We start from the raw sequence: 24,978 nt of genomic DNA on the forward strand, positions 1-24,978 counted from the left end.
GGACCGGGTTGAGCCCGGTCCATCCCAGGGAGGCAGCCACGCATACCGAAACGCCACCCGTTGTCCGCCTGGCGGACTATGAGCCGCCGCGTTACCTGGTGGAGCGCGTCTCGCTTGGCATCAGCCTCCATCCGCGGGAGACGCGCGTCCATTCCCGCCTGGACATCCGGCCCAATCCGGCGGCCGGCCCCGAGGCGGGTCCGCTCGCGCTCGATGGCGAGAGGCTCGTCCTGCATGCGGTCACCCTCGACGGGCAGCCGCTCGGTCCGGGCCAATACAGCCTGACCGACGAGCGGCTGGTGATCCATGAGCCGCCCTCCCGCCCGTTCACGCTGGAGATCGAGACCAGTTGCGATCCGGACGCCAATACCGAGCTCTCCGGGCTCTACCGGTCGAACGGCGTCTATTGCACCCAATGCGAGGCGGAGGGCTTCCGCCGCATCACCTACTATATCGACCGGCCGGACGTGCTCGCGACCTTCACCACGCGGATCGAGGCTGCGGCTGCGGATGCGCCCGTGCTGCTGTCCAACGGCAATCCCGTGGAGGCTGGCGCTCTCGACGACGGCCGGCACTATGCCGTCTGGCACGACCCCTTTCCCAAGCCCAGCTATCTCTTCGCCCTCGTAGCCGGCGACCTCGCCCAGGTGGAGGACCGTTTCATCACCGCCTCCGGCCGCGAGGTGAGCTTGCGCATCTATGTGGAGCCGGGGAAGGAGGACCGCTGCGGCTGGGCGATGGACAGTCTCAAGCGGGCCATGCGCTGGGACGAAGAGGCTTTCGGGCGCGAATACGATCTGGACGTGTTCATGATCGTGGCCGTGCCGGACTTCAATATGGGGGCGATGGAGAACAAGGGGCTCAACGTCTTCAACGACAAGTACATCCTGGCGCGGCCCGATACGGCGACGGACGCGGATTATGCCCATATCGAAAGCATCATCGCCCATGAGTATTTCCACAATTGGACCGGCAACAGAGTCACTTGCCGTGACTGGTTCCAGCTCTGTCTGAAGGAGGGCCTGACGGTCTTCCGCGACCAGGAATTCACCATTGCGACCCGCTCGGGCACGGCCAAGCGCATTGCGGATGTGCGTCTGCTGCGCAACCAGCAGTTCCCGGAGGATGCGGGGCCGCTCGCCCATCCGGTGCGGCCGTCGCAATATATGGAGATCAACAACTTCTATACGGCCACGGTCTACGAGAAGGGCGCCGAGATCGTGCGCATGATGCGCAATCTGATCGGGGCGGACGCCTTCCGCCGCGGCATGGATCTCTATTTCGACCGCCATGATGGCCAGGCGGCCACGGTCGAGCAGTTTCTGGCTTGCATGGAGGAGGCTTCCGGCCGCAACCTCCAGCAGTTCATGACATGGTATGAGCAGGCCGGCACGCCCCACGTCACCATCGCGACGCGGTTCGAGCCTGCGGCAGGCCGGCTTTCGATCCAGGCTGCGCAGGTGACCCCGCCGACCCCCGGCCAGGGCGACAAGCAGCCGCTGCTGATCCCCCTCGCCTTCGGCCTCGTGGGCGCCGGTGGCAGGGACCTGCCGCTTCAGGGCGCGACCGCGGGCGCCGAGGCCGGGGTGCTCGAACTTGCCGAGCCGCAGCAGAGTTGGACCTTCAAGGGATTGGACGAGCGGCCGGTCTTGTCCGTCAACCGCGGCTTCTCCGCGCCGGTGCGGGTGAAGACGGACCTCTCGGACGCCGACTGGCTGTTCCTGATGGGCCATGATCCCGACGAGTTCAACCGCTGGGAAGCGGGCCAGATCTATGCGAAGCGCCTGCTGATAGCGCTCGCGCAGGCCTGCATCGAAGGCCGGCGGCTGTGGGACGCGCCGGACTATGCGGAGGCGCTGCGGCGGTCGCTGCGCGACCAGTCGCTCACGCCGGCCCTGCAGGCGGAGCTTCTGACCCTGCCGAGCGAGGCCGACCTTGCCAGCGAGATCGGCCGCAATGTCGAGCCGGTGGCCATTCACGCTGCCCGCCAGCATCTCGGCGGCTTCATCGGGCGAACCCTCGGCGAGGATCTGCGCGAGGCCTATGAGCAGGGCGACGTTCCCGGCCCCTATTCTCCCGATCCGGACAGCGCCGGGCGGCGCAGCCTCAGGGCGGCGGCGCTCACCCTGCTCGCGGCGGGAGATCCTGCCTCCGGCGCGGCGCTGGCGCTCGGCCAGTTCGAGGCGGGGCGCAACATGACCGAGATCTTCTCGGCGCTCGCGGTGCTGGCGCGTCTCGACCGGCCGGAGCGGGAGCACGCGCTTGCCGCGTTCTATGATCGTGCGGCGGATGACCACCTGCTTGTGGACAAGTGGCTCAGCTTGCACGCGCTCGGGCCGTTTCCGTCGACCCCGCACCGGGTGCGGGCGCTGATGGACCACTCTGCCTTCTCGCTGCGCAAGCCGAACAAGGTGCGGGCGCTCATCGGCACGTTTGCCGGGTCCAATCCGGTGGCGTTCAACGACCGCTCGGGCGAGGGCTATCAGCTTCTCGCCGACGTGCTGCTGGCGCTCGACCCGATCAACCCGCAGGTGGCCGCGCGCTTGGCGGGCAATTTCAAGAGCTGGCGCATGCTCGAGCCGCAACGGCAGGCGCTGGCCGGCCGCGAGATCGCCCGGGTGCAGGCCGCACCGGCTCTATCGCGGGACCTCACCGAGATCATCTCGATGATCGCCAAATAGGCCGGGCGGAGATCCGGGGCGGGGATCCCCGCCTTGCTTTCCCTCCCAACCACCTCCGTCATTGCCGCGCTTGACGGCAATCCAGGGGCCAAGGAGGAAAGCTTGTGCCGTGTGGCCCTGGATGCCGGCTCAAGGCCGGCATGACGGCTTTCAGCAATCTCAGCCACCTCCGTCATTGCCGCGCTTGACGCGGCAATCCAGGGGCCAAGGGCGACGATGCCCGCCTTTGCCTTCCCTTTGAGGCGGGATGCGTGGTTATGTGATCGAAAGCTGCAATTCAAGGTTGCGGCAAGAGATCCTAATCCCCAGATCTTTCTCGTCCGCCGAATGCCGGCATCGCGCGCGAACCCAGGCAAGGGCAATGTCAAGCCCATGTTTGCGCGGCTGGTTCGCGGACCGAGACTGGACAAATCAGCTGCCTTTCGAATCAATAGGACGAGTGATTCGCAAGGTGGGCGCTCGAGGCATAAGGGGCTGCTCGGGACGGCTGTGAGGATCCGATTTGGCTAGGGCGCATATAGGGGAGCTGTTCGTAAAGGAGCGCGCTCTGCGCTTTCCTTTCGTCGCAAACCGGTGGACCGGCCTCGCCATTTCGGAAGGTGCCCTGCGGCTGCTGGTGACCAGCCTCATCGCGCTGTTCATGATCACCCTGGCCGGTGCGATCGCGGTTCACCTGCTGGATGCCCGCGACACGGTGATCGCCGAGCACAAGCGAGTGTCGGTGCTGCAGGCCGACCTGATCCATTCCCTGCTCCAGCCTGCGCTGCAGGAGGAGCTGAACAAGACCGGCATGCCCCGCCGGCTGGGCGACAGCGATCTCAAGCGCTACCTTGCCCAGCATGCCACCACCGAGGGCCGCGTCTTCGCGCTCGCCACCGGTGCGGGGGAGATCATCGCGGTCTCACCGGAGCTTGGCACGCTGAAGGGCCGGCAGCTCGGCGATCTCTTCCCGCGCTCCGTTCTGTACGAGACCGGCAATCTCGGCGACGACATGGTGCCGGTCGACCTGCCGGGCGGGGACAAGGTGTTCGTCACGCTGCGCGATCTCGACCCGTTCCCGGCGGTGGTCGCGGTGATCCAGTCGCAGGAGGCAATGCTGGCGGGCTGGCGCTCGAGCGCTCTGCGGCTGATCTCCCTGTTCATCGCCACGGCCTCCGTGGTGGCGCTGATCGGAGCGGCGTTCCATTGGCAATCGGCGCGGGCGGCTGAGGCGGATTCGACGCTCGCGATCGCCACCGAGCGGCTCGACAAGGCCCTGGACCGGGCCCGCTGCGGGTTGTGGGACTGGGACATTGCCCGCGGCCACATCTTCTGGTCGCAATCCATGTTCGACATTCTCGGGCTCGAGCCGCGCGGCGACCTCCTGTCCTATGCGGTCGTCGCCGATCTCCTGCATCCCGACGACAAGCAGATGGACCGGCTGGTGGACGATCTGTTGAGCTCGGGCCGCAAGGCGGTGGACCAGGAATTCCGCATGCGCCATGCGGACGGGCATTGGGTATGGCTCAGGGTGCGGGCGGAGCTTGCCAGCGCCCCCGGCGAGGTCGGCCCGCATCTCATCGGCATCGCCATCGACATCACCGAGCAGAAGCTGGCGGACAAGGCCAACCAGGAGGCCGAGCTGCGCCTGCGTGATGCGATCGAGAACATCTCGGAAGCCTTCGTGCTGTGGGATGCGGACAACCGGCTGGTGATGTGCAACAGCAAGTATCAGCAGTTCCACAACCTGCCGGCCAGCGTCTGCGTGGCGGGCACCCCGTATGAGATGGTGGCGAAGGCGGCCAAGCAGCCGGTGGTGCGCCAGCGCCTGCCGGTGGGAAATATCGACCCCGCCGAAGGCAGCACGTTCGAAGTGCAGCTGGAGGACAGCCGCTGGCTGCAGATCAACGAGCGGCGGACCAAGGATGGCGGGTTCGTCTCGGTCGGCACCGACATCAGCTCCCTCAAGCAGCACGAGGAGCGGCTGATGGACTCCGAGCGCGAGCTGATGAACACGGTGCGCGACCTGCAGAAGTCGCGCCTGACGCTGGAGCAGCAGTCGCAGCGTTTGGCGGAACTTGCGGAGAAATACGCCCAGGAGAAGGCCCGGGCCGAAGCCGCCAACCGGTCGAAATCCGAATTCCTGGCCAATATGAGCCACGAGCTGCGCACGCCGCTCAACGCCATCATCGGCTTCAGCGAAGTGATGGAGCGGCAGATGCTGGGGCCGATCGGCACGCAGCGCTATACGGAATATGCCACCGACATCCACCGCAGCGGGCAGTATCTGCTCGATGTGATCAGCGACATTCTCGACATGTCCAAGATCGAAGCGGGCCGCATGCAGCTCGAGATCAAGGCCTGCGACGTGGTGGACATTCTGGAGGAGTCGCTGCGCATCGTTTCGACCCGGGCGGCCGAGGAAAAGATCTCGATCGTCCGCAGCCTGCCCGAGCGGCTGCCCGCGCAATGCGACAAGCGCGCGATCAAGCAGGTGGCCATCAACCTCCTGGCCAATGCGGTCAAGTTCACGCCGTCCGGCGGCTGCATCACCATCCGGGCGGAGGAGCGCGACGGGCAGATTGCCGTCGTCATCGCCGATAGCGGCATCGGCATCCCGCAGAATGCGATCGAGAAGCTCGGGCGGCCGTTCGAGCAGGTGGAAAATCAGCTCACCAAGACGAAGAGCGGGTCCGGGCTGGGGCTCGCCATCTCGAAATCGCTGGTGGAGCTGCATGGCGGCGCCCTCAGGATCGACAGCATCGAGGGGCGCGGCACGACCGTCACCGTGCTGTTGCCCAAGACTGCCAAGCAGCAGAATTTGGCGCGGCAGCCTCAGGAAAACGTCGCCTGACCATTCTTGCTGCAGCATTTTCGAGTAAGCGGATTCCGCCGGGCTTCGGGCACGACGATTCAAGAAAGCACTTGCCGTGTTGCCCTGGATGCCGGCTCAAGGCCGGCATGACGGTTCCCAACAATTTCAATAACATGGCGTCATTGCCGGGCCTGACCCGGCAATCCAGGGGCCAAAGAGAAAGCATCTAACGTGCCGCCCAAGCTGACCTCTCAACAGGCCCTAAACGTCCCCCACCAGCCGGATGAACTGGCGCCGCACGTCTGCTTGCAGCTCGGGAAGATAGCCGTCCAGGGTGCGGAAGTCCGGCAGCTCGCCGGCCCGCGCCAATAGCCGCTTCAGCCCCTCCGGCGCGGTCTGCGCCTCGAACCGGCCGGTCACGCATACTCTGAGCAGCTGGGTCAAGCGCTGGTAGAAGCGGTTGGCACCGGAGAGAACGCGCTCCGCCTCGGGGTCGATCAGGCCGTCGGCGGCCAGCTTGGCGAGCGCCGCCTGGGTGTTCTGGTCCAGGATGGCCGGATCGTCCGCGGCATGGACGAGCTGGAGATACTGGGCGATGAACTCGATATCCACGAGCCCGCCCGGCGTCTGCTTGAGGTCCCAGGCCCCGCCCCTGCCGAACTCCGCCTCGAGACGGCGACGCATGTCGCGCACGTCGGCGCGCAGCGCTTGCGGATCGCGCTTGCTGGCCAGCGCCTGGCGGACCGCCCTTTCGATCCGTGCCTTGAGCCTGGGCGTGCCGTGGATCACGCGCGCCCTGGTCAGGGCCATGCGCTCCCAAGTCCACGCCTCGCCCTGCTGATAGGTCTCGAAGCGCTGGATATGGGTGGCGACGGGCCCGGCATTGCCGGAGGGGCGCAGGCGCATGTCCACCGCATAGAGCACCCCCTCGGCACTCGGGGCCGAGAGGGCGGCGATCAGCCGTTGCGACAGCCGCGCATAGTACTGGGCCGGCGTGAGCGGCTTGGGCCCGTCCGACTGGTCCACCCCCTCGTCCATGTCGTAGATCAGGATCATGTCGAGGTCGGACGTGGCGGTCATCTCCCGGCCGCCCCATTTGCCCATCGCGATGAGCGCCACCTCGCCGCCGGAAATGCGGCCGTGGCGGCGGGCCAGATCCTCCGCGGATGCGGCAAGCAGCCGGTCCACCAGGATGTCCGCAAGGCGGGCATAGGCGCTGCCGGCTTCCTCCACGTTCACCGAGTCCGCCAGGATGCGCACGCCGATGCGGAACAGCTGCTCGTTGCCGACGGCGCGGGCCTGGTCGAGAAACTCCTCATAGCTGCGGGCGCCGCCCAAGGCTGCATCCACCAGCTGCCGCAATTCCTGTTCGCCCGGCAGCGGGCCGAAGAAGCCGGGGTCGAGCACCGCGTCGAATGTCCGCGGCCGATGGCTGAGAATGGCCGCAAGCCGCGGGGCGGTGCCCATGATGTCGGCGATCAGGTTCAGAAGATGAGGATTGGCCCACAGCAGCGAGAAGAGCTGCACGCCGGCAGGGAGCCCGGCGAGGAACCGGTCGAAGGCGATGAAGGCGGCATCGGGGTCGCCGGAGCGGGCGAGCGCGCTGAGCAGCACCGGCATGATCTCGGTGAGCCGCTCGCGGGCACGGGCGCTGCGGGTTGCATGGTAGCGGCCGAAATGCCAGCTGCGGATCGTGGCCGCAATCTCGGACACGCCCCTGAAGCCAAGCTTGCGCAGCGCCTCCAGCGTCTCCGGATCATCATCGCCGCCCGTGAAGACCAGGCTTCCCGCCTCGGTGCCCAGGGCCGGCGATTCCTCGAACAGCGCGGCGTAATGCTTCTCGACGCAGCGGAGTACCCGCTCCAGGTCGTCTTCGCAGGCGTGCACGTCGGCATAGCCGGCGAAATGGGCAAAGCGAGTGAAGGCCTCGCCCGCCGCCGGCAGAGTATGGCTCTGCTCGTCCGCCACCATCTGGATGCGGTGCTCGATCGCCCGGAGATAGAGATAGGCGGATTTGAGCTCGGCGGCCGTCTCGGGGGTGATCCATTCCGCCTCGGCAAGGGCGTCGAGCATGGGAAGGGTTTCGCGCCCGCGCAGCTGCGGATTGCGTCCGCCGGCAATGAGCTGCTGGGTCTGGACGAAGAACTCGATCTCCCGGATGCCGCCGCGGCCGAGCTTGATGTTGTGGCCGTGAACAGCAACCGCGCCATGGCCGCGCACCGCCTGGATCTGCCGCTTCAGGGACTGCACGTCGAGTATGGCGGCAAAATCCAGGTATTTGCGCCAGATGAAGGGTGAGAGCCTGGCCAGCATCTCGTTTCCCGCCGCGATGTCGCCGGCGGCGGGCCGGGCCTTGATCATGGCGGCCCGCTCCCAGTTCTGGCCCATATGCTCGTAGTAGATCGCCGCCGCCTCCACGGCGATCGCCGCGCTGGTGGCGCGCGGATCGGGCCGCAGGCGCAGGTCCACCCGGAACACGTAGCCGTCGGCGGTGATGTCCTGCAGCAGGTTGACCAGCCGCTTGGTCAGCTTGACGAAGAAGGTGGCCGGCTCCACCGTCGGCCCAAGCGGCGCGACCGCCGGGTCGTAGAAGACGATCAGATCGATATCGCTGGAGTAGTTGAGCTCGCCGGCGCCATATTTGCCCATGGCGAGGAGAATGAAGCCGCTGCCCGAGCTGGGCCGTGCCGGATCATGCAGCGTGAGCTGGCCACGCCGGCCGGCATCCGCTAGCAGCCAGTCGACCGCCGCATTGAGCGCCGCATCGGCAAAGCGGGTCAGCCCCGCCGTGACCTGGCCAACGCTCCAGCCGCCCGAGAGATCGGCCAGGGCGATGATCAGGGCGGCCCGTTTGCGGGCCTGGCGCAGGAGGCGCTTGAGCTCGGTGTCGTTCGCGGCGGCGGCGCCCTGCCGGCCCAGCCTATCGCAGAGATCGGCCAGCATGCCCTCCGCACGCTGGGTGAGATCGCCGCTCGCGAGCAGGTCGGCCGCAAGCGCTAGATCGCGCAGAATCAGGCTGCGCAGGAAGGGCGAGCCGGCGATGATCCCTGCGAGCAGCGCCCGCTGCCGGGCGTCAGCCTCGATGCAGTGGATGAGCCGGACGGCCCCCTCATCCCCCTCTCCCGCCGCCTTGGCGATATCGGCGAGAAACGGCGCGGCGAGCCCTTCCCCCTCCGGGCCGGGTCGGGTGATGAGCGTCTTTGGAAGTGGGTCGAGCATTTTGCCGCACGATCAGGAACAGGATGGGGCCGGCTTAAGCCTTATCTGCCGTTCCCGCAAGCGCCGGCAGCCTCAGTTCCGCAATCAGGCCGGGCTGGTTGTCGCGAAGTTCGAGCTTGCCGCCGTGCAGCTTCATCACACTCGCCACCAGGCTCAGCCCCAGGCCGCTGCCTGGCTTGGACCGGCTGGCGTCCAACCGAACGAACCGCTCCACCACCCGCCCGCGCTGATCCTCAGGCACGCCCGGGCCATTGTCGGCGACCGCAATCACCACGTCTGCGCCCTCGCGGCGGGCGGAGAGCGTGACCACAGGCGTCCTGCCGTCTTCGGGCCGGCCGTATTTCAGCACATTGTCGAACAGATTGTTGAGCGCCTGCGCGAGCAGCTGCCGGTCGGCCTTCACCGGCAGCGGCTTGTCGATTTCCGCTGTGAAGCGTCCGCCGTCGTCCTCGATCAGCGGCCCGTAGAGTTCCGCCATGTCGCCGGCGAGATCAGCGGCATCCATGGGCCCGACCCCTTCCCGCGACTGGCCGGCTTCCGCCCGGGCGATGCTCAGAAGCGCGTTGAAAATGCGCAGCAGGCTGTCCGCCTCCTCCAGGGTCTCCTCCAGCGCCTTGCGGTAGCGCTCGGGCGAGCCGTCGCGCAGCGCGTCCTCGGCTTGGGCGCGCAGACGGGTCAGGGGCGTCTTCAGATCGTGGGCCACGTTGCTCGACACCTCGCGCATGCCGATCATCAGCCGCTCGATCTGCTCGAGCATCTGGTTCAGGCTGATGGCGAGCCTGTCGAGCTCGTCGCCGGTGCCGGAGACGGGCATGCGGCCGGCAAGGTCGCCCTCCATGATGGTGCGGCTGGTCTCGGCGATGGAGTCGACCCGCTTGAGGAAATTCCGGCTCATCAGCAGCCCGCCGCCGAGCCCGAGCAGCAAGGTCAGGCCGAGCGCCCAGAACAGGGTGCGCCGGATGATCTCCGTGAACTGGCGCCGCTCCTGGATGTCCCGGCCGACCAGCAGGGTGTAGCCCATGTCGAGGCGGATGTGGAAGGCGCGTGCCTGATGCTTCTCCATTCCATCCGCCGTCTGGACCGCATAGGGGAACTCGATCCAGTTGGGCGAGCTGCCCAGCGCGCTCACCGGCATGCCCTGCAGGTTGCCGGCAATGCGGCGGCCGAACACGTTGACCAGCAGATAGATGCTGTCGTCGGCGTTTTCGCTGCGGTTGTTGATGCTGCGGGCCAAGGCGGTGATGCCGCCGTTGCGGTACTGCTCGGCGAAGGAGGTGACCTCCGCGGCAATGGTCTGGTCGGTCTGGCGGGCGAGCAGGCCGGCGGTGTCCCAATAGACATAGGACAGGATCGCCGCCGACGAGATCGCGAAGAGCAGGAGATAGGCGGCGGCGAGCCTGAAGGTGGAGGTGCGGAGCAGCTTGCCCCAGCGCGTGGGCCAGCTGTCCTCAGTTGCCGGCACGGATGGTGTATCCGGAGCCGCGGATGGTGTGCAGCAGCGGCTGGCTATGCCCCTTGTCGATCTTGGCGCGCAGCCGAGAGATGTGGACGTCGATCACATTCGTCTGCGGGTCGAAGTGGTAGTCCCAGACGTGCTCGAGCAGCATGGTGCGGGTCACCACCCGGCCGGCATTCTGCATGAGATATTCCAGCAGCTTGAATTCGCGCGGCTGCAGCTGGATGTTCTCCCCGGCGCGGGTGACGGTGCGCTTGAGCAGGTCCATCTCCAGGTCGCCGACGGTCAGCCGCGTCCGCGTCCGTTCCGGCTCGATGCGGCGCGCGAGGCTCTCCACCCGGGCCAGCAGCTCGGAAAATGCATAGGGCTTGCCGAGATAGTCATCGCCCCCGGAGCGCAGGCCCTGCACCTTGTCATCCACTTCGCCCAGGGCCGAAAGGATGAGCACCGGGGTGCGGATGCCTTCCCTGCGCAAGGTCTCCACGACGGAAAGCCCGTCCATGCCGGGCAGCATGCGGTCGATCACGAGCACGTCGTGCAGCTTCCGGCGGGCGAGCTCCAGCCCCTCTTCGCCATCCGCGGCGTGATCGGCCACGTGGCCGTGCTCCTTCAGGCCCTTCAGCAAGTAGGACGCCGCCTGGTGGTCATCCTCGATGATTAGAATTCGCATGGCTCGCAATCGTGGTGAAACCTCGAACCTGCGCGGCATGATAGGCGATTGCCTGTCATCGACAACCGGCATGACACACTCCGCGTTCAATCCGATGCCGGTCCATCTTGGCACCAGCACCCCTTCAAAAGAATTCACAGCGCCTGTTAACGGCTTGGATCAAATTGGCTGCCGCACGGAGCACCGCAACGACGGGAACCTGCGCGGTTGGGGCTCCGTGCGGCGACAGATCCCGGGGCGGGTTCCGGGATCTGCCATTTTCATGCGTGTTAGCTGCGGCTCAGCGGCAGCGCGACGAACAGCTGGTTGTCGCCGCGGCGCACCAGAAGCAGGACGGACTTGCGGTCCTTGCCGGCCGTGTCGAGCGCGGAGCGCAGCTCAGCCGGCGACTTCACCTGCTTGCCGCCCACCTCCACGATGCGGTCGCCTTCCTGCAGGCCCTTCTCGGCCGCGGCGCCATTCGGATCGACGTCGACGATGGTCACGCCGGTGCCGTCATCGGCCGGGGCCACGCTGAAGCCGAAGCGGCTCAGGCTGCTCTCGCCGGAGGGTGCATCGGGCGAGACGGAGGCCACCTGCTGATCCTCCGGCATCTTGCCGATGTCTACGGTGATCGTCTGCTCCTCGCCGTTCCTCAGCACCCGCAGCTTGGCGTCGGTGCCCGGCTCGATCCCCGCAACGGCGCGCGAAAGCTCGCGCGGGGACTTGATCGCCTGGTCGTTCACGCCGAGCACCAGATCGCCGACCTGGAGACCGCCCTTGGCCGCGGGCGAGCCGTCGTTCACCTCGGCAATGAGCGCGCCGTCGGTGCTCTTGGCGCCGAGGCTCTCGGCGATGTCCTCGCTGACCGGCTGGATGGCGACACCGAGCCAGCCGCGGGTCACGTGGCCCTTCTCGATCAGGCTGTCCACCACGCGGCTCGCGATGCTGGCCGGAATGGCGAAGCCGATGCCGACGCTGCCGCCCGAGGGCGAGTAGATCGCGGTGTTCACACCGACCACCTCGCCGTTGAGGTTGAAGGTCGGGCCACCGGAATTGCCCCGGTTGATGGGGGCGTCGATCTGCAGGAAGTCGTCATAGGGGCCGGCGCCGATCTCGCGTCCACGGGCCGAGATGATGCCGGTGGTCACCGTGCCGCCGAGGCCGAACGGGTTGCCCACAGCCACCACCCAGTCGCCGACGCGGCCTTCCGACTTGGCGAACTGCACGTAGGAGAAGGTCTTGTCGCCCTCGATCTTCAGCACCGCCAGGTCGGTCTTGGGATCGGTGCCAATCACCTTGGCGGTATGATCCTTGCCGTCATTGGTGGTGACGACGACCTTGTCCGCCTTGTCGACCACATGGTTGTTGGTCACGACATAGCCGTCTTCGGAGATGATGAAGCCAGAGCCGAGGCCGACGGAATGCTCGGGCTGCCGGCCCTCGGGCATGCGCGGCAAGTTCCGGAAGAATTCGTAGAACGGGCTGTCCTTGGGCAGGCCGGGAATGTCGGGCAGGCTATCGCGCGACAGCTGCACGGTCTGGCGGCCTTCGATGCGCACGGCGACCACCGCCGGCATGACCTTCTCGACGATGTCCGCAAAGCCCTCGGTCGGCGCATGCTGGCCGGTGACCTGGTTGGTCAGGTTCTCGGCAAAGGCATGCTCCAAGACAGGCCCGCTCAGCGTCGTCGCGCCCAGCAGCCCTGCAAGGGCAAGCGCGATGAGCTTGTTCCGCTTACGGGTCTTCGTATCGTTCATCTCCATCTCCACAGGCGAATGGTTGAATTGTCAGCCTGGAGAATGGAAAGCGCGCGTTACGGCCGCCTTGCTGGAAGATTAAAAATTGTTAAGGTGCGGGGTCCTTCGCCTCTTTGCGCAGGGCCGCGGCCAGCTCGGCCTGTTCCTGCGCGCTCAGAGGCGGCTCCAGAGGTGCAGAGCCCATCCGCCGGCGTCGCCATGCCAAATAGGCGGTTCCCACGAGCAGGACGGCGAAGGGGGTCAGCCACAGCGCCCATGTGGCCGGCTCGAAGCGAGGCCGCAGCAGAACGAACTCGCCATAGCGCGAGACCACATAATCGATGATCGCGGCATCGCTGTCGCCGGCGGCGAGGCGCTCGCGGATCATGAGGCGCAGATCGCGGGCGAGCGGCGCGTCGGAGTCGTCGATCGACTGGTTCTGGCACACCAGGCAACGCAGCTCCGCCGAAAGCGCCCGCGCCCGCGCCTCGAGCTTGGGATCGGGCAGGATCTCGTCCGGCTGCACGGCGTGGACCATGGTCGCGGCACACAGCGTGAAGAGAACGGCGAGAGCGATGCGCAGGGCTCTCACGGTTCTGCTCCGGCGGGGCTGGTGCCGAGGGTGGCGGTGCGGCGTGACGGCGCACCCACCCGGTAGCGGCGGTCGGAGAGCGAGATGGCCCCACCCAGGAACATGAGGCCGGCGCCGATCCAGATCAGCGGCACCAGCGGGTTGAAATAGAGGCGCACCACCCGCCCCGCCCCGCCGCCGCCCTCCCCCTGGGCGCCGGGCGCGGCCTCGCCCATGGCGATGTAGAGATCGCCGGACCAGAAGGGATAGATCCCCACCTCCGACGTGGTCTGCCCGCTCGGCGCGAAGGTGCGCTTGGCGGGGGTCAGCACGGTGACCTCGCGGCCGCCTGAGGCCACGGCGAAGCGGCCCTGCTCGTCGCGCCAGTTCGGTCCGCTCACGGGCACCACGCCCTGGAAGGTGATCGTGGCGCCGGCGATATCGGCGACCTGCCCCGGTGCCATTACCAGCACCTGCTCCTGCCGCCAGGCGGTCACTCCGACGATGCCGAGGACCAGCACGCCGACGCCGGCATGGGCCAGCGCCGTGCCGAAGGTCGATCGCGGCAGGCCGGCCAAACGCCGCAATGCGGTCGGCAAGGGCACCTCGCCGACCTTCGCCCGATAGGCGAGCTCCGCGACGGCGCCGGCAATGAGCCAGACGCCCAGGGCGATGCCGAGCGGCGCGAGCAGCGGCCCGCCCGACTTGAGGCCATAGGCGATGGTGCCGGCGACAACCGCGATCAATGCCGCGGCCCACAGGCGCTGCACCGCGCCCCAGGCATCGGCCCGCTTCCAGGCGAGCATGGGCCCGATCGGCACCAGCAGCAGCAGCGGCAGCATGAGCGGCGCGAAGGTCAGGTTGAAGAAGGGCGGGCCCACCGAGATCTTGGCGCCGGTCACCACCTCCAGCACCAGGGGATAGAGCGTGCCGATCAATACCGCGGTGGTGGCCGAGGCGAGCAGCAGATTGTTCACGACCAGCGCGCTTTCCCGGCTCACCGGGGCGAACAGACCGCCCTGCTTGAGCTGCGGCGCGCGGATCGTGAACAGGGTCAGCGCGCCGCCGATGAACAGGCAGAGGATGAGCAGGATGAACACCCCGCGCTCGGGGTCGACCGCAAAGGCATGAACGGACGTCAAGACGCCTGAGCGCACGAGGAAGGTGCCGAGCAGGCTCAGCGAGAAGGCCAGCACCGCGAGCAAGATGGTCCAGACCTTCAGGGCGTCGCGCTTTTCCACCACGATGGCCGAATGCAAGAGGGCCGTGGCGACGAGCCAGGGCATGAGCGAGGCATTCTCCACCGGATCCCAGAACCACCAGCCGCCCCAGCCCAGCTCGTAATAGGCCCACCAGGAGCCCATGGCGATGCCGACGGTCAGGAACATCCAGGCGGCGAGCGTCCATGGCCGCACCCAGCGCGCCCAGGCCGCGTCCACCTTGCCCTCGATCAGGGCGGCGGAGGCGAAGGAGAACACGCTGGAGAGGCCGACATAGCCCGCATAGAGGAAGGGCGGGTGGAAGGCGAGCGCCGGGTCCTGCAGCAGCGGGTTGATGCCGTTTCCGTTGACGGGCGGCGGCATCAGCCGCTCGAAGGGGTTGCTGGTGGCCAGCGTGAACATGAGGAAAGCGGCGCCGATCAGGCCCTGCACCCCGAGGGTGCGGGCTTTCAGGGATAGCGGCAGGTTCCGCCCGCCCAAGGCAATGGCCGCACCGAACCCGGCAAGGATCAGGACCCACAGGACCATGGAGCCCTCGTGGTTCGCCCACACGCCGGAAATCTTGTAGAGCAGCGGCTTGGCGGAGTGGGAATTGGCCCAGACCAGCTTCACCGAAAAGTCGGAGACCACGAAGGCGTGGATCAGCGCCGCAAACGCTGCTGCCACGAGGATCAGCTGCGCGACGGCGGCCGTTGCGGCGACCCGCATCATTCGGTCGTTGCCGACATGGGCGCCATAGAGCGGGACGGCGGCTTGGTACAAAGCCACCACCATCGCCAGCACCAAGGCGAAGTGCCCGGCCTCGATGATCATGCGCCTGGTCCGCCCGTTGCGGCCTGCATTCTCCAGCCTATTCCGATTTCGCCTCGTTGTGCTGCCAGACGCCCTTCCGCTTCAGGGCGTCGGCCACCTCGCGCGGCATATAGTTCTCGTCGTGCTTGGCCAGCACCGTGTCGGCGATGAACGCACCGTGCCCGTCGAGCACGCCCTCGGCGACGACGCCCTGCCCCTCCCGGAACAGGTCGGGCAGGATGCCGGCATAGCTGACCGTCATCGTGTGCTGCTGGTCGGTCACGGTGAAGTGAACCCGGCCGTCGGGCATGCGCTGCACGCTGCCGGCGGCCACCAGGCCGCCCAGCCTGAAGCGCTGGCCCGGCTGCACCTTCTCGGCCGCCTCGCTCGGGGTATAGAAGAACACGATCGTGTCGCTGAGCGCAAACAGCACCAGCCCGACCGCCAGCCCAAGAATGGCGATGCCGGTGAGGATGAAGGCTCCGCGCCTCTGTTTTCGCGAAAGTGCCATGCGCCCACTGTGCCTTGTCGCGCTCGCGACCACGGATCGGCTTCAAATCAGTCCGTTAGATGCAGAACCCGGCGCGCTTCGTCTATGCGTGCCAGTGCCGCATTGTCGCCGCGAAATTGCTCGGCGGCCTTGGTCAGCACCGCCCTGGCCGCATCGTTCTCGCCCAGGACGACGCGCGCCCGGGCCAGCTTCAGCCAGTCGTCCACAGGGCCACCGTCGCGATCAAGCCGCGCCTGCAGCCCCTCGACCATGCCGCGGATCATCTGCTGCTGTGCCGCCGGACCTTGCGACGTCACCGCTTCCACCTGGTCCTGCGACAAGGCGGGCGCCGCCGGGGTCCCGGCGAGCGCAGCGACATTGGTTTCGACCACCGAGCGCCAGGGCGCATCGGCCGGCGCGTCCTTCAGTAGCGCCCGCCAGATGCTCAGCGCTTGTGCGGTGTCGCCGTCCTGCTTGGCTGCCAGGCCCTTGTAGAAGCGGGCCTTGGGCAGTTTCGCATCCAGCGCGAGCGCGCGGTCGACCGCCTGCCGGGCCTGCTCGGAGACGAGCCCGCCATTGGCGAGGATCAGCGCTTCCGCATAGCTGGCGAGCAGATCGGGCCGCTCGCCCTCCAGCATCATGATGCGCCCATAGGCCTTGGCCGCGTCCGCATAGCGGCCCTGCCGCACATAGATCGGCGCAAGCACCCGCCAGCCCTGAACGTCGTCGGGCTTGGCGGCAAGGCGCTCTTCCACCTGGGCGATGAGCGCCGGATAGTCCTGGTTTTCCAGCGCATGGGCCATGCGCTCCGCATGGGGCACGCCCGGCATCAGCGGCTGGCCGAGGGCGAGATAGACGGCGAGGCTCAAGGCGGGAATACCGATCAGCGCCGCCAGGATCACCGGCTTGGGCTCGCGCGCGCCCGCGCCCGCCGCATCTGCGGTGCCGGCCTTGGTGGCGGCGATCAGGCGGCGGGCGATCTCGTTGCGCGCCGCCTCGGCCTCCTTCTCGCCGATCTGCCCGCGGGCCCGTTCGCGATCGAGCTCCGCAAGCTGGTCGCGGTAAACCGCTGCATCCTGGCTCATGGCCGGCTGCCGGCCTTTGCGGGCGGCAACCAGCGGCCAGATCACGGCGGCTATGGCCAGCGCCGTCAGAGCGGCGAGGATGATCCAGAGGCCCATGTTTCTCCTGTGCCGGGCGCATGCTGGCCTGGCGCCTCGATCCACTTTATGGTGTCGCAGTTTACGCGCTCGGCGTCGCAAAGCTGCGTGTCTTGATGCCGGCCGGTGCTATGGTCGCCCACCATGCGGGCGGTCATCACAGGCCGCCTCACAGCTTTGCGCGTCGGGCGGGCCCGGCAGCACCATCGCGATAGGCCATGAAGCTCTACTCGATATTCACGTTGGCGCGCAATGCGCTGAACTATCACAAGGACTGGCCGCGCGCCTGGCGCAGTCCGGAGCCGCGGCCCGAATATGATGTCGTGATCGTCGGGGCGGGCGGCCATGGGCTCGCCACGGCCTATTACCTCGCCAAGGAGCATAAGGTCACCAATGTGGCGGTGCTGGAGAAGGGCTGGCTCGGCGGCGGCAACACGGGGCGCAACACCACCATCATCCGCTCGAACTACCTGCAGGACGAGTCCATGGCCATCTACGAGCTGTCGCGCAAGCTCTATGAGGACTTGTCGCAGGAGCTGAACTTCAACGTGATGTTCTCGCCCCGCGGCCTGCTCATGTTGTGCCAGACCGAGCACGAGCTCAGGGCGCTCAAGCGGACGAGCCATGCCAACCGCCTGGCGGGCATCGAGGCGCGCATGATCGATCCGGCCGAGGTCAAGCGCCTGGTGCCGATCATCAACGACAGCCCCAATGCGCGCTATCCCGTTCTCGGCGCCTATTACCAGCCGCGCGGCGGCACCGGCCGGCATGACGCGGTGGCCTGGGGCTATGCGCGCGGGGCGGATGCGCGCGGCCTCGACATCATCCAGAATTGCGAGGTGTTCCGCATCCTGCGCGAGGGAGACGGGGTGGCGGGTGTCGAGACCAGCCGCGGCACGATCCGCGCCAAGAAAGTGGCTGTCGTCACCGCCGGCAACACCTCGCCGCTCATGCAGTCGGCGGGGGTCAACATGCCGCTCGAAAGCGTCTGCCTGCAGGCATTGGTCTCCGAGCCCATAAAGCCGGTGATCGACGTGGTGGTCATGGCCAACACGGTGCACGGCTATATCAGCCAGTCCGACAAGGGCGAGCTGGTGATCGGCGGCGGGGCGGACCCCTATAACAACTATTCGCAGAGGGGCACACTGCCGGCGCTGGAGCACACCATCACAGCCCTGGTCGAGACCTTCCCCATCATCTCCCGGCTGCGCATGATGCGCTCCTGGGGCGGCATCGTGGACATGACCGGCGACCGCTCGCCCATCATCGGCAAGACCGACGTGAAGGGCCTCTATGTGAATTGCGGCTGGGGCACCGGCGGGTTCAAGGCCATCCCGGGTTCCGGCTTCGTGTTCGCCGACACCATCGCCAATGACCGCCCTCACCCGATCGCCGGCCCCTTCGGTCTCGACCGTTTCCTGCAAGGCCGCCTGATCGACGAGAGCGTGGCGGCGGCGGTGGCCCACTGAGGCCTCGATGTTGGGTTGCAGCAAGCATGAATAACTCTACGAATGTCGTCATGCCCCGGCATGACCGGGGCATCCAGGGCAACACGGCACACCCCTTCCCCTCCGGTCCCTGGATCACCCGGTCAAGCCGGGTGATGACGCTGACAGAATCCGTCATGCCCCGGCTCGTCCGGGGCATCCAGGGCAGCACGGCACACCCCTTCCCCCGGCGCCCCTGGATCACCCGGTCAAGCCGGGTAATGACGCTGACAGAATCCGTCATGCCCCGGCTCGTCCGGGGCATCCAGGGCACCACGGCACACCCCCTCCCCCGGCGCCCCTGGATCACCCGGCCGAGCCGGGTGATGACGGTCAGGGCCAGCCGATCTGCCGTAAGCCGCACACAACCCATAGCAAGGGATGGCCTGCCATGCTGCTGATCACCTGCCCCGTCTGCGGCAATGTCGGGGACGAGACCGATTTCCACTATGGCGGCCAGGCGCATATTGCCCGGCCCGCCTCGGCCAACCCGGCTGACGTGAGTGACGAGGCGCAGCGGGACTATCTCTATGTCAGGCTCAATCCGAAGGGCCTGCATTTCGAACGCTGGCGCTGCGACCGGGGCTGCGGGAAATGGTTCCACATGGCCCGCGACACGGTGACCATGTCGATCAAGGCCTATTATCCCATTACCGAGAAGCCGCCGCGCGAGATCATCGCCGAGATCCCGCCGACCAATCCCTGGTACGGCGTTTTCGATGAGAGCCAAGCCGGCGATGGAGGCGCGCGGTGACCGGCCAGCCCTACCGTCTGCCGGCGTCCCCCGATCACGGCCGGCTCATCGACCGCAGCCGCAGGCAGATCTTCACCTTCGACGGCCGGCGCATGACCGGCTTTGCCGGCGACACGCTCGCCTCGGCCCTGCTGGCCAATGGCGAGCGCCTCGTGGGGCGCAGCTTCAAGTATCACCGGCCGCGCGGGATCATGGGCCTCGGCGCGGATGAGCCCAATGCGCTGGTCGGCATCGGCGTGGGCGCGCGGCACGAGCCCAATCTCAGGGCGACGCAGGTCGAGCTCTATGACGGCCTCACCGCCGTCAGCCAGAACCGCTGGCCCAATCTCACCTTGGACATCGGCCAGGTGAGCAGCCTGTTTTCCCGCATCCTGCCGGCCGGCTTCTACTACAAGACCTTCAAATGGCCGCAGCGGTTCTGGGAAATGCTCTATGAGCCGCTGATCCGCCGGGCCGCGGGCCTCGGCAAGGCGCCGACGGGCCCCGACCCGGACATCTACGAGCAAGTGCATGCCCGTTGCGACGTGCTGGTGGTGGGGGCAGGCATCGCGGGCATCGCCGCGGCAGAGGCTGCAGCCTCGCGCGGGGCGCATGTCTTCATCGTCGATGAAAACCCGCGCTTCGGCGGCGTCGCCGATCTGTTCGGCGGCACGATCGATGGCCGCCCCGCACTGGACTGGGTGCGGGACAAGGCCGGCGCGCTCGCCAAGGCGCCGAATGTGCAGGTGATGACCCGCACGACGGCCTGGGGCCATTACCACGACAATTTCGTCGCGCTGCTGGAGCGGGTGGCGGACCATGAGCCGGGCGCTGCCGCCTCGGGCAAGCCGCGCCTGCGGCTATGGAAGCTCAGGGCCCGGGAGATCATCCTGGCGACCGGCGCCTTCGAGCGGCCGATTGCCTTCGCCAATAACGATCGCCCGGGCGTCATGCTGTCGACCGCCGGTCGTGCCCTGCTCAGCCGCTACAGCGTTGCGCCGGGCCAGCGCGGCGTGATCTTCACCAACAATGACGATGGCTATCGCACGGCGCTCGCCTATGCCAGGGCGGGCGTGCCGATCGCGCGGCTGGTGGATGCGCGCGCCGAGGCGGCGGGCCCGCTCGCCGAAGAGCTGCGCGCGGCAGGGGTGGCCATCGCGCCGGCCGCGGCGGTTTCGAACATCAAGACCAGCTTGGGCGGCCTTTCCATCACAGAGGTGGTGGTCAGCCCCTACCGCGCCGGCCAGGGCCGCGTGTCGTCGGAAGAGGTGATCCCGGCGGATTTCGTGCTGGTGGCGGGCGGCTGGAACCCTGTGGTCAATCTCTGGTGCCACAATGGCGGCAAGGTCAGGTTCGACGAGCAGAGCGCCACGTTTATGCCCGACGTGACCGCGGCGCGCATGCGGGCGGTGGGTGCTGTGAATGGCACCTTCGACCCGGCGGCAATCCTGGACGAGGCCTATGCGGCGGGTGAGGCGGTATCGGGCCGGGATGGCGCACCGGTCGCCCGCGAGCGGGTCGCCCGCGCCAAGGCGGAGCCCCAGCCCATCGGCTCACTCGAGCCCGTGTGGTTCGTGCCGGCCACCGGCTCGTATAACGAGGGCAACAAGCATTTCATCGACCACCAGAACGATGTCACCGCCGCCGACCTGGAGCTTGCCTTGCGCGAAGGTTACCAGTCGGTCGAGCACGTGAAGCGCTATACCACCTGGAGCATGGCGACCGACCAGGGCAAGACCAGCCACCTCTTGGGCCTGGGCGTTGTCTCCGGCGCGACCCACAAGCCGATCGGGCAGATCGGCACCACCACCTTCCGGCCGCCCTATACGCCGGTCACCTTCGGGGCGATTGCCGGCAGCCACACCAAGCAGCTGTTCCTGCCGGTGCGCCGCACGCCGGTCTATGGCTGGCACCGCGCCCAAGAGGCGAGCTTCGAGCCGGTAGGCCATTGGCGCCGGCCCTATTGCTATCCCAAGCCGGGCGAGAGCCGGCATGACGCGGTCAACCGCGAGATCCGCACGGTGCGCGAGAAGGTGGGGCTGCTCGATGCCTCGACCCTCGGCAAGATCGAGGTGAAGGGCCCCGATGCGGCCGAATTCCTCGACCGCATCTACACCAACACCTTTTCCACCCTGAAGGTCGGCCGCGCCCGCTATGGTCTCATGCTCACCGAGGCCGGCTTCCTGTTCGACGACGGGGTCACCGTCCGGCTCGCCGAGGACCATTTCCTCGTGCACACCACCTCCGGCGGGGCCGACCGGGTGGCCGCCTGGCTGGAGGAATGGCTGCAGACGGAATGGCCGCACTATAAGGTGTTCGTCACCAATGTGACGGAGCAGTGGGCGCAGTTCGCGCTGGCCGGGGCCAAGGCCCGCACCATCCTTGAGAAGCTCGGCACGGACATCGACCTGTCCCCCGAAGCCCTGCCCTTCATGGGTTATGCCGCGGGAACGCTCGGCGGCTATCCCGTGCGGCTCTATCGCATCTCGTTCTCCGGCGAGCTGTCCTTCGAGATCGCCACGCCGGCGCATTACGGCCGCGGCCTTTGGGATGCGCTGCTGGCTGCCGGGGCGGAGTTCGGCATCGGCCCTTACGGCACGGAAGCCCTGCACGTGCTGCGCGCCGAGAAGGGCTTCATCGCCATCGGCGACGAGACCGACGGCACGGTCACCCCGCTCGATCTCGGCCTCGGCTGGGCGGTTTCCAAGAAGAAACCGGACTTCCTGGGCAAGCGTGCGCTCGAGCTCGCCGATCTCAAGGCGGAGGGGCGCAAGCAGCTGGTGGGGCTTTTGACCGAAGACCCGCAGGTGGTGCTGCCGGACGGCGCCTATGCGGTGGAGACGGTGCTGCCGCAGCCGCCGATGGACATGATCGGCCAGGTCACCTCCACCTATTGGAGTCCGACCCTCGGCCGCTCCATCGCCCTCGCCCTGATCCGGAACGGGCGTGAACGCATGGGGCAGGTGATCAGCTTCCCCTTAGGCGATGGCAAGGTGGTCCGCGCCAAGGTGGTCGAGCCGGTGTTCTACGACAAGGAGGGAGCGCGGCAGAATGTCTGACCCGGTTTTCACAAGCCCGCTTCAGGACAGGATCTCGCCCGGCGATCTGGCGATTGGGCTGAGCGAGATTGCCGATCTCGGCATGATCGATTTACGCGGTCATGCCGACGATGCGGCCTTCATGGCGGCGGTGCGCGATGGCCTGGGTGTCGACCTGCCGCTTGCGCCGCGCAGCTCCGCCCGGCATGGCGACCTGACCATCCTCTGGCTTTCGATCGACCAATGGCTGGTGCTCGCCCCGCGCGCCGAGATCCCGAGCTTGGCGGAAGCGCTGCGGGCAAGGCTTGCCGGCGTGCATTCCCTGGTCTGCGATGTCAGCGACATGCGCTGCATCATCCGCCTCACCGGCCCGAATGCGCGGACAGTGCTGATGAAGGGCTGCTCGCTCGACCTGCTCGGCCCGGAGATCAAGGCGGGCTATGTCAAGCGGGTGCTGTTTGCGGAGATCGCGGCGCTCATCCACGTGGTCGACACCGATCCCGACGTCATCGACCTGTTCGTGTTCCGCTCCTATGCGGATTATGCCTGGGAATGGCTGCTCAAGACCGGCCATCGCAACGCGGCGCTGACGCTCTATGGCGAGCAGCCGGCCCCGCCGGTTTAGCCCGCTAGCGCGAACGGACCTCGTCGACCCAGCCGAACAGCTTGTCATAGCCGCCGAAGGGATAGAGATGCGCCCCGGCGATGCCGAGCTCCGGCCGGGTCTGCTGTATCAGGCCGAGATCGGCCACCAGCTCGTCGGGGGTTGCGACCGTCAGCAGCTTGGTCACGTTCAGCGCCTGCTTGCGGATCATGCGCGCCGACGGGCCGACGCCGCAGAGCAGCGCATATTTCACCAAGGTCTTGACCGTGGCCGGTCCGGGGATGCCCACATAGATCGGCAGCGTGACGCCATTCGTACGCAGCGCTTCCGCCCAGCGCTCCACCGGCTCCGCCGCGAACAGGAATTGGGTGGCGAGGTAGGCCTCCATCCCGTGCTCGGCCGCATAGGCCTGCTTCTGCAGCAAGGCCTCGAGCAGCACCGCTTCCCCGTGGGCCTTGGTGATGTCCGCATTGCCTTCCGGGTGGCCGGCAAGCCCGAGCTTGCGGATGCCGTGCTTCTCGAAAATCCCGGTGCGCAGCAGGCTCATGGTCGAGTCGAACATCCCCACCGGCGCAAGCCCACCGCCAATGGCCAGCACCTGGGTCACCCCCGCCTCGCCGGCAAAGCGCGCCATGCGGTCATCGAGGGACGCCGCGTCGCTGATCAGCCGCGCCGGCACGTGCGGGACGGGGTTGAGCCCCCTGGCGGCCAGCAGCTTGGCCGTCTCGACCTGCTGGGGAACCTCGTTGGGATCGATCAGGGCGATGTAGACGCTTGCCCCCGGCTCCATGGCGTCGCCGAGCATCGCCACCTTGTCGGCGTGCTTCGGCGTGATCTCGACCGTGAAATTCTCGAGGAAGTCACGGGCGGGGTTCGGTCTATTGCGCAGAGTGGCAAGCAAGCTGGCCATCACGGGCGAGTCCTGGCGGAACGGTTCAATTGCTTAGCAGTATGTAGTCGCTTCCGAAAGCAGGCACCCCTCTCAAAGCGACTTCGCCGCACGAGATTGCGACGGCCCTGGCCGATAGAATTCAGACGTCATTCTGAAAATCCCAAGGCAAGGCGCGCGTGGCTGTGCTAATGATCAGGCGGGTTGTTATCTTGCGTGCCCGGCGTATGTTCCTAAGGGCCAGTGCGTCGCGCCTGGCCTAGCGCGGCGCCGAGACGTTCGGGCAGCCCCGCCGCATGATGCAGCGGCCTGATTTGGGTTCGGACGAGCGATGTTTGGACAACCGCCTTACGATCTGCCGCAACGGTTCGCGTTCATCCTGGTTCCGGAATTCTCCATGATGCCGGTGACCTCCGCGATCGAACCGCTACGCCTGGCCAATCGCGCGGCCGAGCGGCAGCTCTATGACTGGTCCATGTATTCGGTGGACGGCGAGCCGGTGACCGCGTCGAACGGGCTCGTCACCGCGGTCAGCGGCACGCTCGATGCCATTCCCGCCCATGCGACGATCGTGGTGTGCAGCGGGCTCGACGTGCAACAGCATACGGACAAGCGGCTGGTCTCCTGGCTGCGCAAGATGGGCCGGCGCGGCAACGACATCGGCGCGCTGTGCACGGCCAGCCATATTCTGGCCGAGGCCGGGCTGTTCGACGGCCATCGCTGCACGATCCATTGGGAGAACCTGCCGGGTTTCTCCGAGGCCTTTCCCGATATTGACGTGACAGGCAGCCTGTTCGAGATCGACCGCGACCGGTTCTCCAGCGCCGGCGGAACCTCCGCCCTCGACATGATGCTGTCCCTGATCAGCCGTCAGCACGGGCCGGACCTTGCGGCGGAGGTGGCGGAGACCATCCTGCATTCGCCGGTGCGGCACCACAGCGAGCACCAGCGCATGTCGCTGCCGGCCCGCATCGGCACGCGGCATCCGAAGCTGGTCAGCATCATCGAGCAGATGGAGCAAAACCTCGAGGACCCGCTGAGCCCCACGGTGCTCGCGCGGCAAGCCGGGCTCTCCACCCGCCAGCTGGAGCGGCTGTTCCGCCGCTATCTCGACCGCTCGCCCAAGCGCTATTATCTCGAGCTCAGGCTGCGCAAGGCCCGCTCGCTGCTCTTGCAGACCGACATGTCTGTCATCAACGTGGCGCTCGCCTGCGGCTTCTCCTCGCCTTCGCATTTCTCGAAGTGCTACCGCGCGTTTTTCGGCCGCACCCCCTATCGCGAGCGCGGCGTTCCGAGCCTGGACAAGGCCGTCTCGGGGCAGGCCGCGGAATAGTATCAGTTATGTACGTCATCACCGGCCTTGAGCCGGTGATCCAGGGCTTCACGGGAAAGGGTGTGCCGCGAGGCTCCTGGATGCTCCGGTCAAGCCGGAGCATGACGTTGAGTAACAACATCA

At 67.1% G+C, this 24,978-nt stretch carries 16 protein-coding genes; 7 read left to right on the top strand and 9 right to left on the bottom strand.

Translation table 11 applies throughout. The annotated features are described in order from the left end of the window. Positions 1-8: 8 nt before the first annotated feature. Positions 9-2,681, top strand: coding sequence for an aminopeptidase N (pepN, locus tag E4P09_RS02695; protein ID WP_137388027.1), 2,673 nt, complete (start codon positions 9-11; stop codon positions 2,679-2,681). A 502-nt stretch (positions 2,682-3,183) separates the two neighbouring features. Next, positions 3,184-5,514 (top strand): sensor histidine kinase, encoded by a 2,331-nt coding sequence (locus tag E4P09_RS02700; RefSeq protein WP_137388028.1) that lies wholly within the window; start codon positions 3,184-3,186, stop codon positions 5,512-5,514. Between the two features lie 222 nt (positions 5,515-5,736). Here E4P09_RS02700 and E4P09_RS02705 read toward each other — a convergent pair whose 3' ends face one another. The 8 genes from E4P09_RS02705 to ccmI all read right to left on the bottom strand — a co-directional run bounded on the left by E4P09_RS02705 (position 5,737) and on the right by ccmI (position 16,792). Continuing rightward, entirely contained in the window at positions 5,737-8,694 is a 2,958-nt protein-coding gene (locus E4P09_RS02705) for a bifunctional [glutamine synthetase] adenylyltransferase/[glutamine synthetase]-adenylyl-L-tyrosine phosphorylase (protein ID WP_137388029.1), read from the bottom strand. Positions 8,695-8,728: 34 nt separating this feature from the next. After that, complete coding sequence (locus E4P09_RS02710; protein ID WP_137388030.1) at positions 8,729-10,156, bottom strand: HAMP domain-containing sensor histidine kinase; 1,428 nt, start codon at positions 10,154-10,156, stop codon at positions 8,729-8,731. After that, positions 10,143-10,820, bottom strand: coding sequence for a response regulator transcription factor (locus tag E4P09_RS02715; protein ID WP_137388031.1), 678 nt, complete (start codon positions 10,818-10,820; stop codon positions 10,143-10,145). Before E4P09_RS02715 ends, E4P09_RS02710 begins: the two co-directional genes overlap by 14 nt. 269 nt (positions 10,821-11,089) lie before the next feature. Continuing rightward, positions 11,090-12,559 (bottom strand): DegQ family serine endoprotease, encoded by a 1,470-nt coding sequence (locus tag E4P09_RS02720; RefSeq protein ID WP_170984196.1) that lies wholly within the window; start codon positions 12,557-12,559, stop codon positions 11,090-11,092. Positions 12,560-12,647: 88 nt separating this feature from the next. Further along, on the bottom strand, positions 12,648-13,130 hold the full coding sequence (locus E4P09_RS02725; RefSeq protein ID WP_137388033.1) for a cytochrome c-type biogenesis protein: 483 nt from the start codon (positions 13,128-13,130) through the stop codon (positions 12,648-12,650). Further along, entirely contained in the window at positions 13,127-15,142 is a 2,016-nt protein-coding gene (locus E4P09_RS02730; RefSeq protein ID WP_137388034.1) for a heme lyase CcmF/NrfE family subunit, read from the bottom strand. Before E4P09_RS02730 ends, E4P09_RS02725 begins: the two co-directional genes overlap by 4 nt. A 37-nt stretch (positions 15,143-15,179) precedes the next feature. Continuing rightward, on the bottom strand, positions 15,180-15,632 hold the full coding sequence (ccmE, locus tag E4P09_RS02735) for a cytochrome c maturation protein CcmE (protein WP_137388035.1): 453 nt from the start codon (positions 15,630-15,632) through the stop codon (positions 15,180-15,182). A gap of 47 nt (positions 15,633-15,679) precedes the next feature. After that, the gene (ccmI, locus tag E4P09_RS02740) at positions 15,680-16,792 is read right to left on the bottom strand and encodes a c-type cytochrome biogenesis protein CcmI (protein WP_137388036.1); all 1,113 of its coding nucleotides are present in this window, start codon (positions 16,790-16,792) and stop codon (positions 15,680-15,682) included. 197 nt (positions 16,793-16,989) lie between these two features. Between ccmI and E4P09_RS02745 the strand changes: the two genes are divergently transcribed. The 4 genes from E4P09_RS02745 (at position 16,990) to E4P09_RS02760 (ending at position 22,654) form a co-directional block, all read left to right on the top strand. After that, on the top strand, positions 16,990-18,240 hold the full coding sequence (locus E4P09_RS02745) for a sarcosine oxidase subunit beta family protein (RefSeq protein WP_137388037.1): 1,251 nt from the start codon (positions 16,990-16,992) through the stop codon (positions 18,238-18,240). Between the two features lie 409 nt (positions 18,241-18,649). After that, entirely contained in the window at positions 18,650-19,012 is a 363-nt protein-coding gene (locus tag E4P09_RS02750; RefSeq protein WP_137388038.1) for a sarcosine oxidase subunit delta, read from the top strand. Beyond that, complete coding sequence (locus E4P09_RS02755) at positions 19,009-22,050, top strand: sarcosine oxidase subunit alpha family protein (RefSeq protein ID WP_428977683.1); 3,042 nt, start codon at positions 19,009-19,011, stop codon at positions 22,048-22,050. The genes E4P09_RS02750 and E4P09_RS02755 overlap by 4 nt, the downstream gene beginning before the upstream one ends. After that, positions 22,043-22,654 carry a sarcosine oxidase subunit gamma gene (locus tag E4P09_RS02760; protein WP_170984197.1) on the top strand — a complete coding sequence of 204 codons (612 nt, stop codon included), beginning with the start codon at positions 22,043-22,045 and terminating at the stop codon, positions 22,652-22,654. Before E4P09_RS02755 ends, E4P09_RS02760 begins: the two co-directional genes overlap by 8 nt. A gap of 4 nt (positions 22,655-22,658) precedes the next feature. Here E4P09_RS02760 and E4P09_RS02765 read toward each other — a convergent pair whose 3' ends face one another. After that, on the bottom strand, positions 22,659-23,543 hold the full coding sequence (locus tag E4P09_RS02765) for a methylenetetrahydrofolate reductase (RefSeq protein ID WP_137388040.1): 885 nt from the start codon (positions 23,541-23,543) through the stop codon (positions 22,659-22,661). A 310-nt stretch (positions 23,544-23,853) separates the two neighbouring features. Here E4P09_RS02765 and E4P09_RS02770 point away from each other — a divergent pair, with 310 nt between their 5' ends. Further along, entirely contained in the window at positions 23,854-24,855 is a 1,002-nt protein-coding gene (locus E4P09_RS02770) for a GlxA family transcriptional regulator (protein ID WP_137388041.1), read from the top strand. Positions 24,856-24,978 lie beyond the last annotated feature (123 nt).

Origin of the sequence: Rhodoligotrophos defluvii, from assembly GCF_005281615.1 — a bacterium.
GTDB lineage: Bacteria > Pseudomonadota > Alphaproteobacteria > Rhizobiales > Im1 > Rhodoligotrophos > Rhodoligotrophos defluvii.

Excerpts from the sequence above, each read along its gene's own strand:
- E4P09_RS02705 (WP_137388029.1), bottom strand. The coding sequence starts at position 8,694 with ATGCTCGACCCACTTCCAAAGACGCTCATCACCCGACCCGGCCCGGAG.
- E4P09_RS02715 (WP_137388031.1), bottom strand. The coding sequence starts at position 10,820 with ATGCGAATTCTAATCATCGAGGATGACCACCAGGCGGCGTCCTACTTG.
- E4P09_RS02720 (WP_170984196.1), bottom strand. The coding sequence starts at position 12,559 with ATGAACGATACGAAGACCCGTAAGCGGAACAAGCTCATCGCGCTTGCC.
- E4P09_RS02730 (WP_137388034.1), bottom strand. The coding sequence starts at position 15,142 with ATGATCATCGAGGCCGGGCACTTCGCCTTGGTGCTGGCGATGGTGGTG.
- ccmE (WP_137388035.1), bottom strand. The coding sequence starts at position 15,632 with ATGGCACTTTCGCGAAAACAGAGGCGCGGAGCCTTCATCCTCACCGGC.
- ccmI (WP_137388036.1), bottom strand. The coding sequence starts at position 16,792 with ATGGGCCTCTGGATCATCCTCGCCGCTCTGACGGCGCTGGCCATAGCC.
- E4P09_RS02745 (WP_137388037.1), top strand. The coding sequence starts at position 16,990 with ATGAAGCTCTACTCGATATTCACGTTGGCGCGCAATGCGCTGAACTAT.
- E4P09_RS02750 (WP_137388038.1), top strand. The coding sequence starts at position 18,650 with ATGCTGCTGATCACCTGCCCCGTCTGCGGCAATGTCGGGGACGAGACC.
- E4P09_RS02760 (WP_170984197.1), top strand. The coding sequence starts at position 22,043 with ATGTCTGACCCGGTTTTCACAAGCCCGCTTCAGGACAGGATCTCGCCC.
- E4P09_RS02765 (WP_137388040.1), bottom strand. The coding sequence starts at position 23,543 with ATGGCCAGCTTGCTTGCCACTCTGCGCAATAGACCGAACCCCGCCCGT.
- E4P09_RS02770 (WP_137388041.1), top strand. The coding sequence starts at position 23,854 with ATGTTTGGACAACCGCCTTACGATCTGCCGCAACGGTTCGCGTTCATC.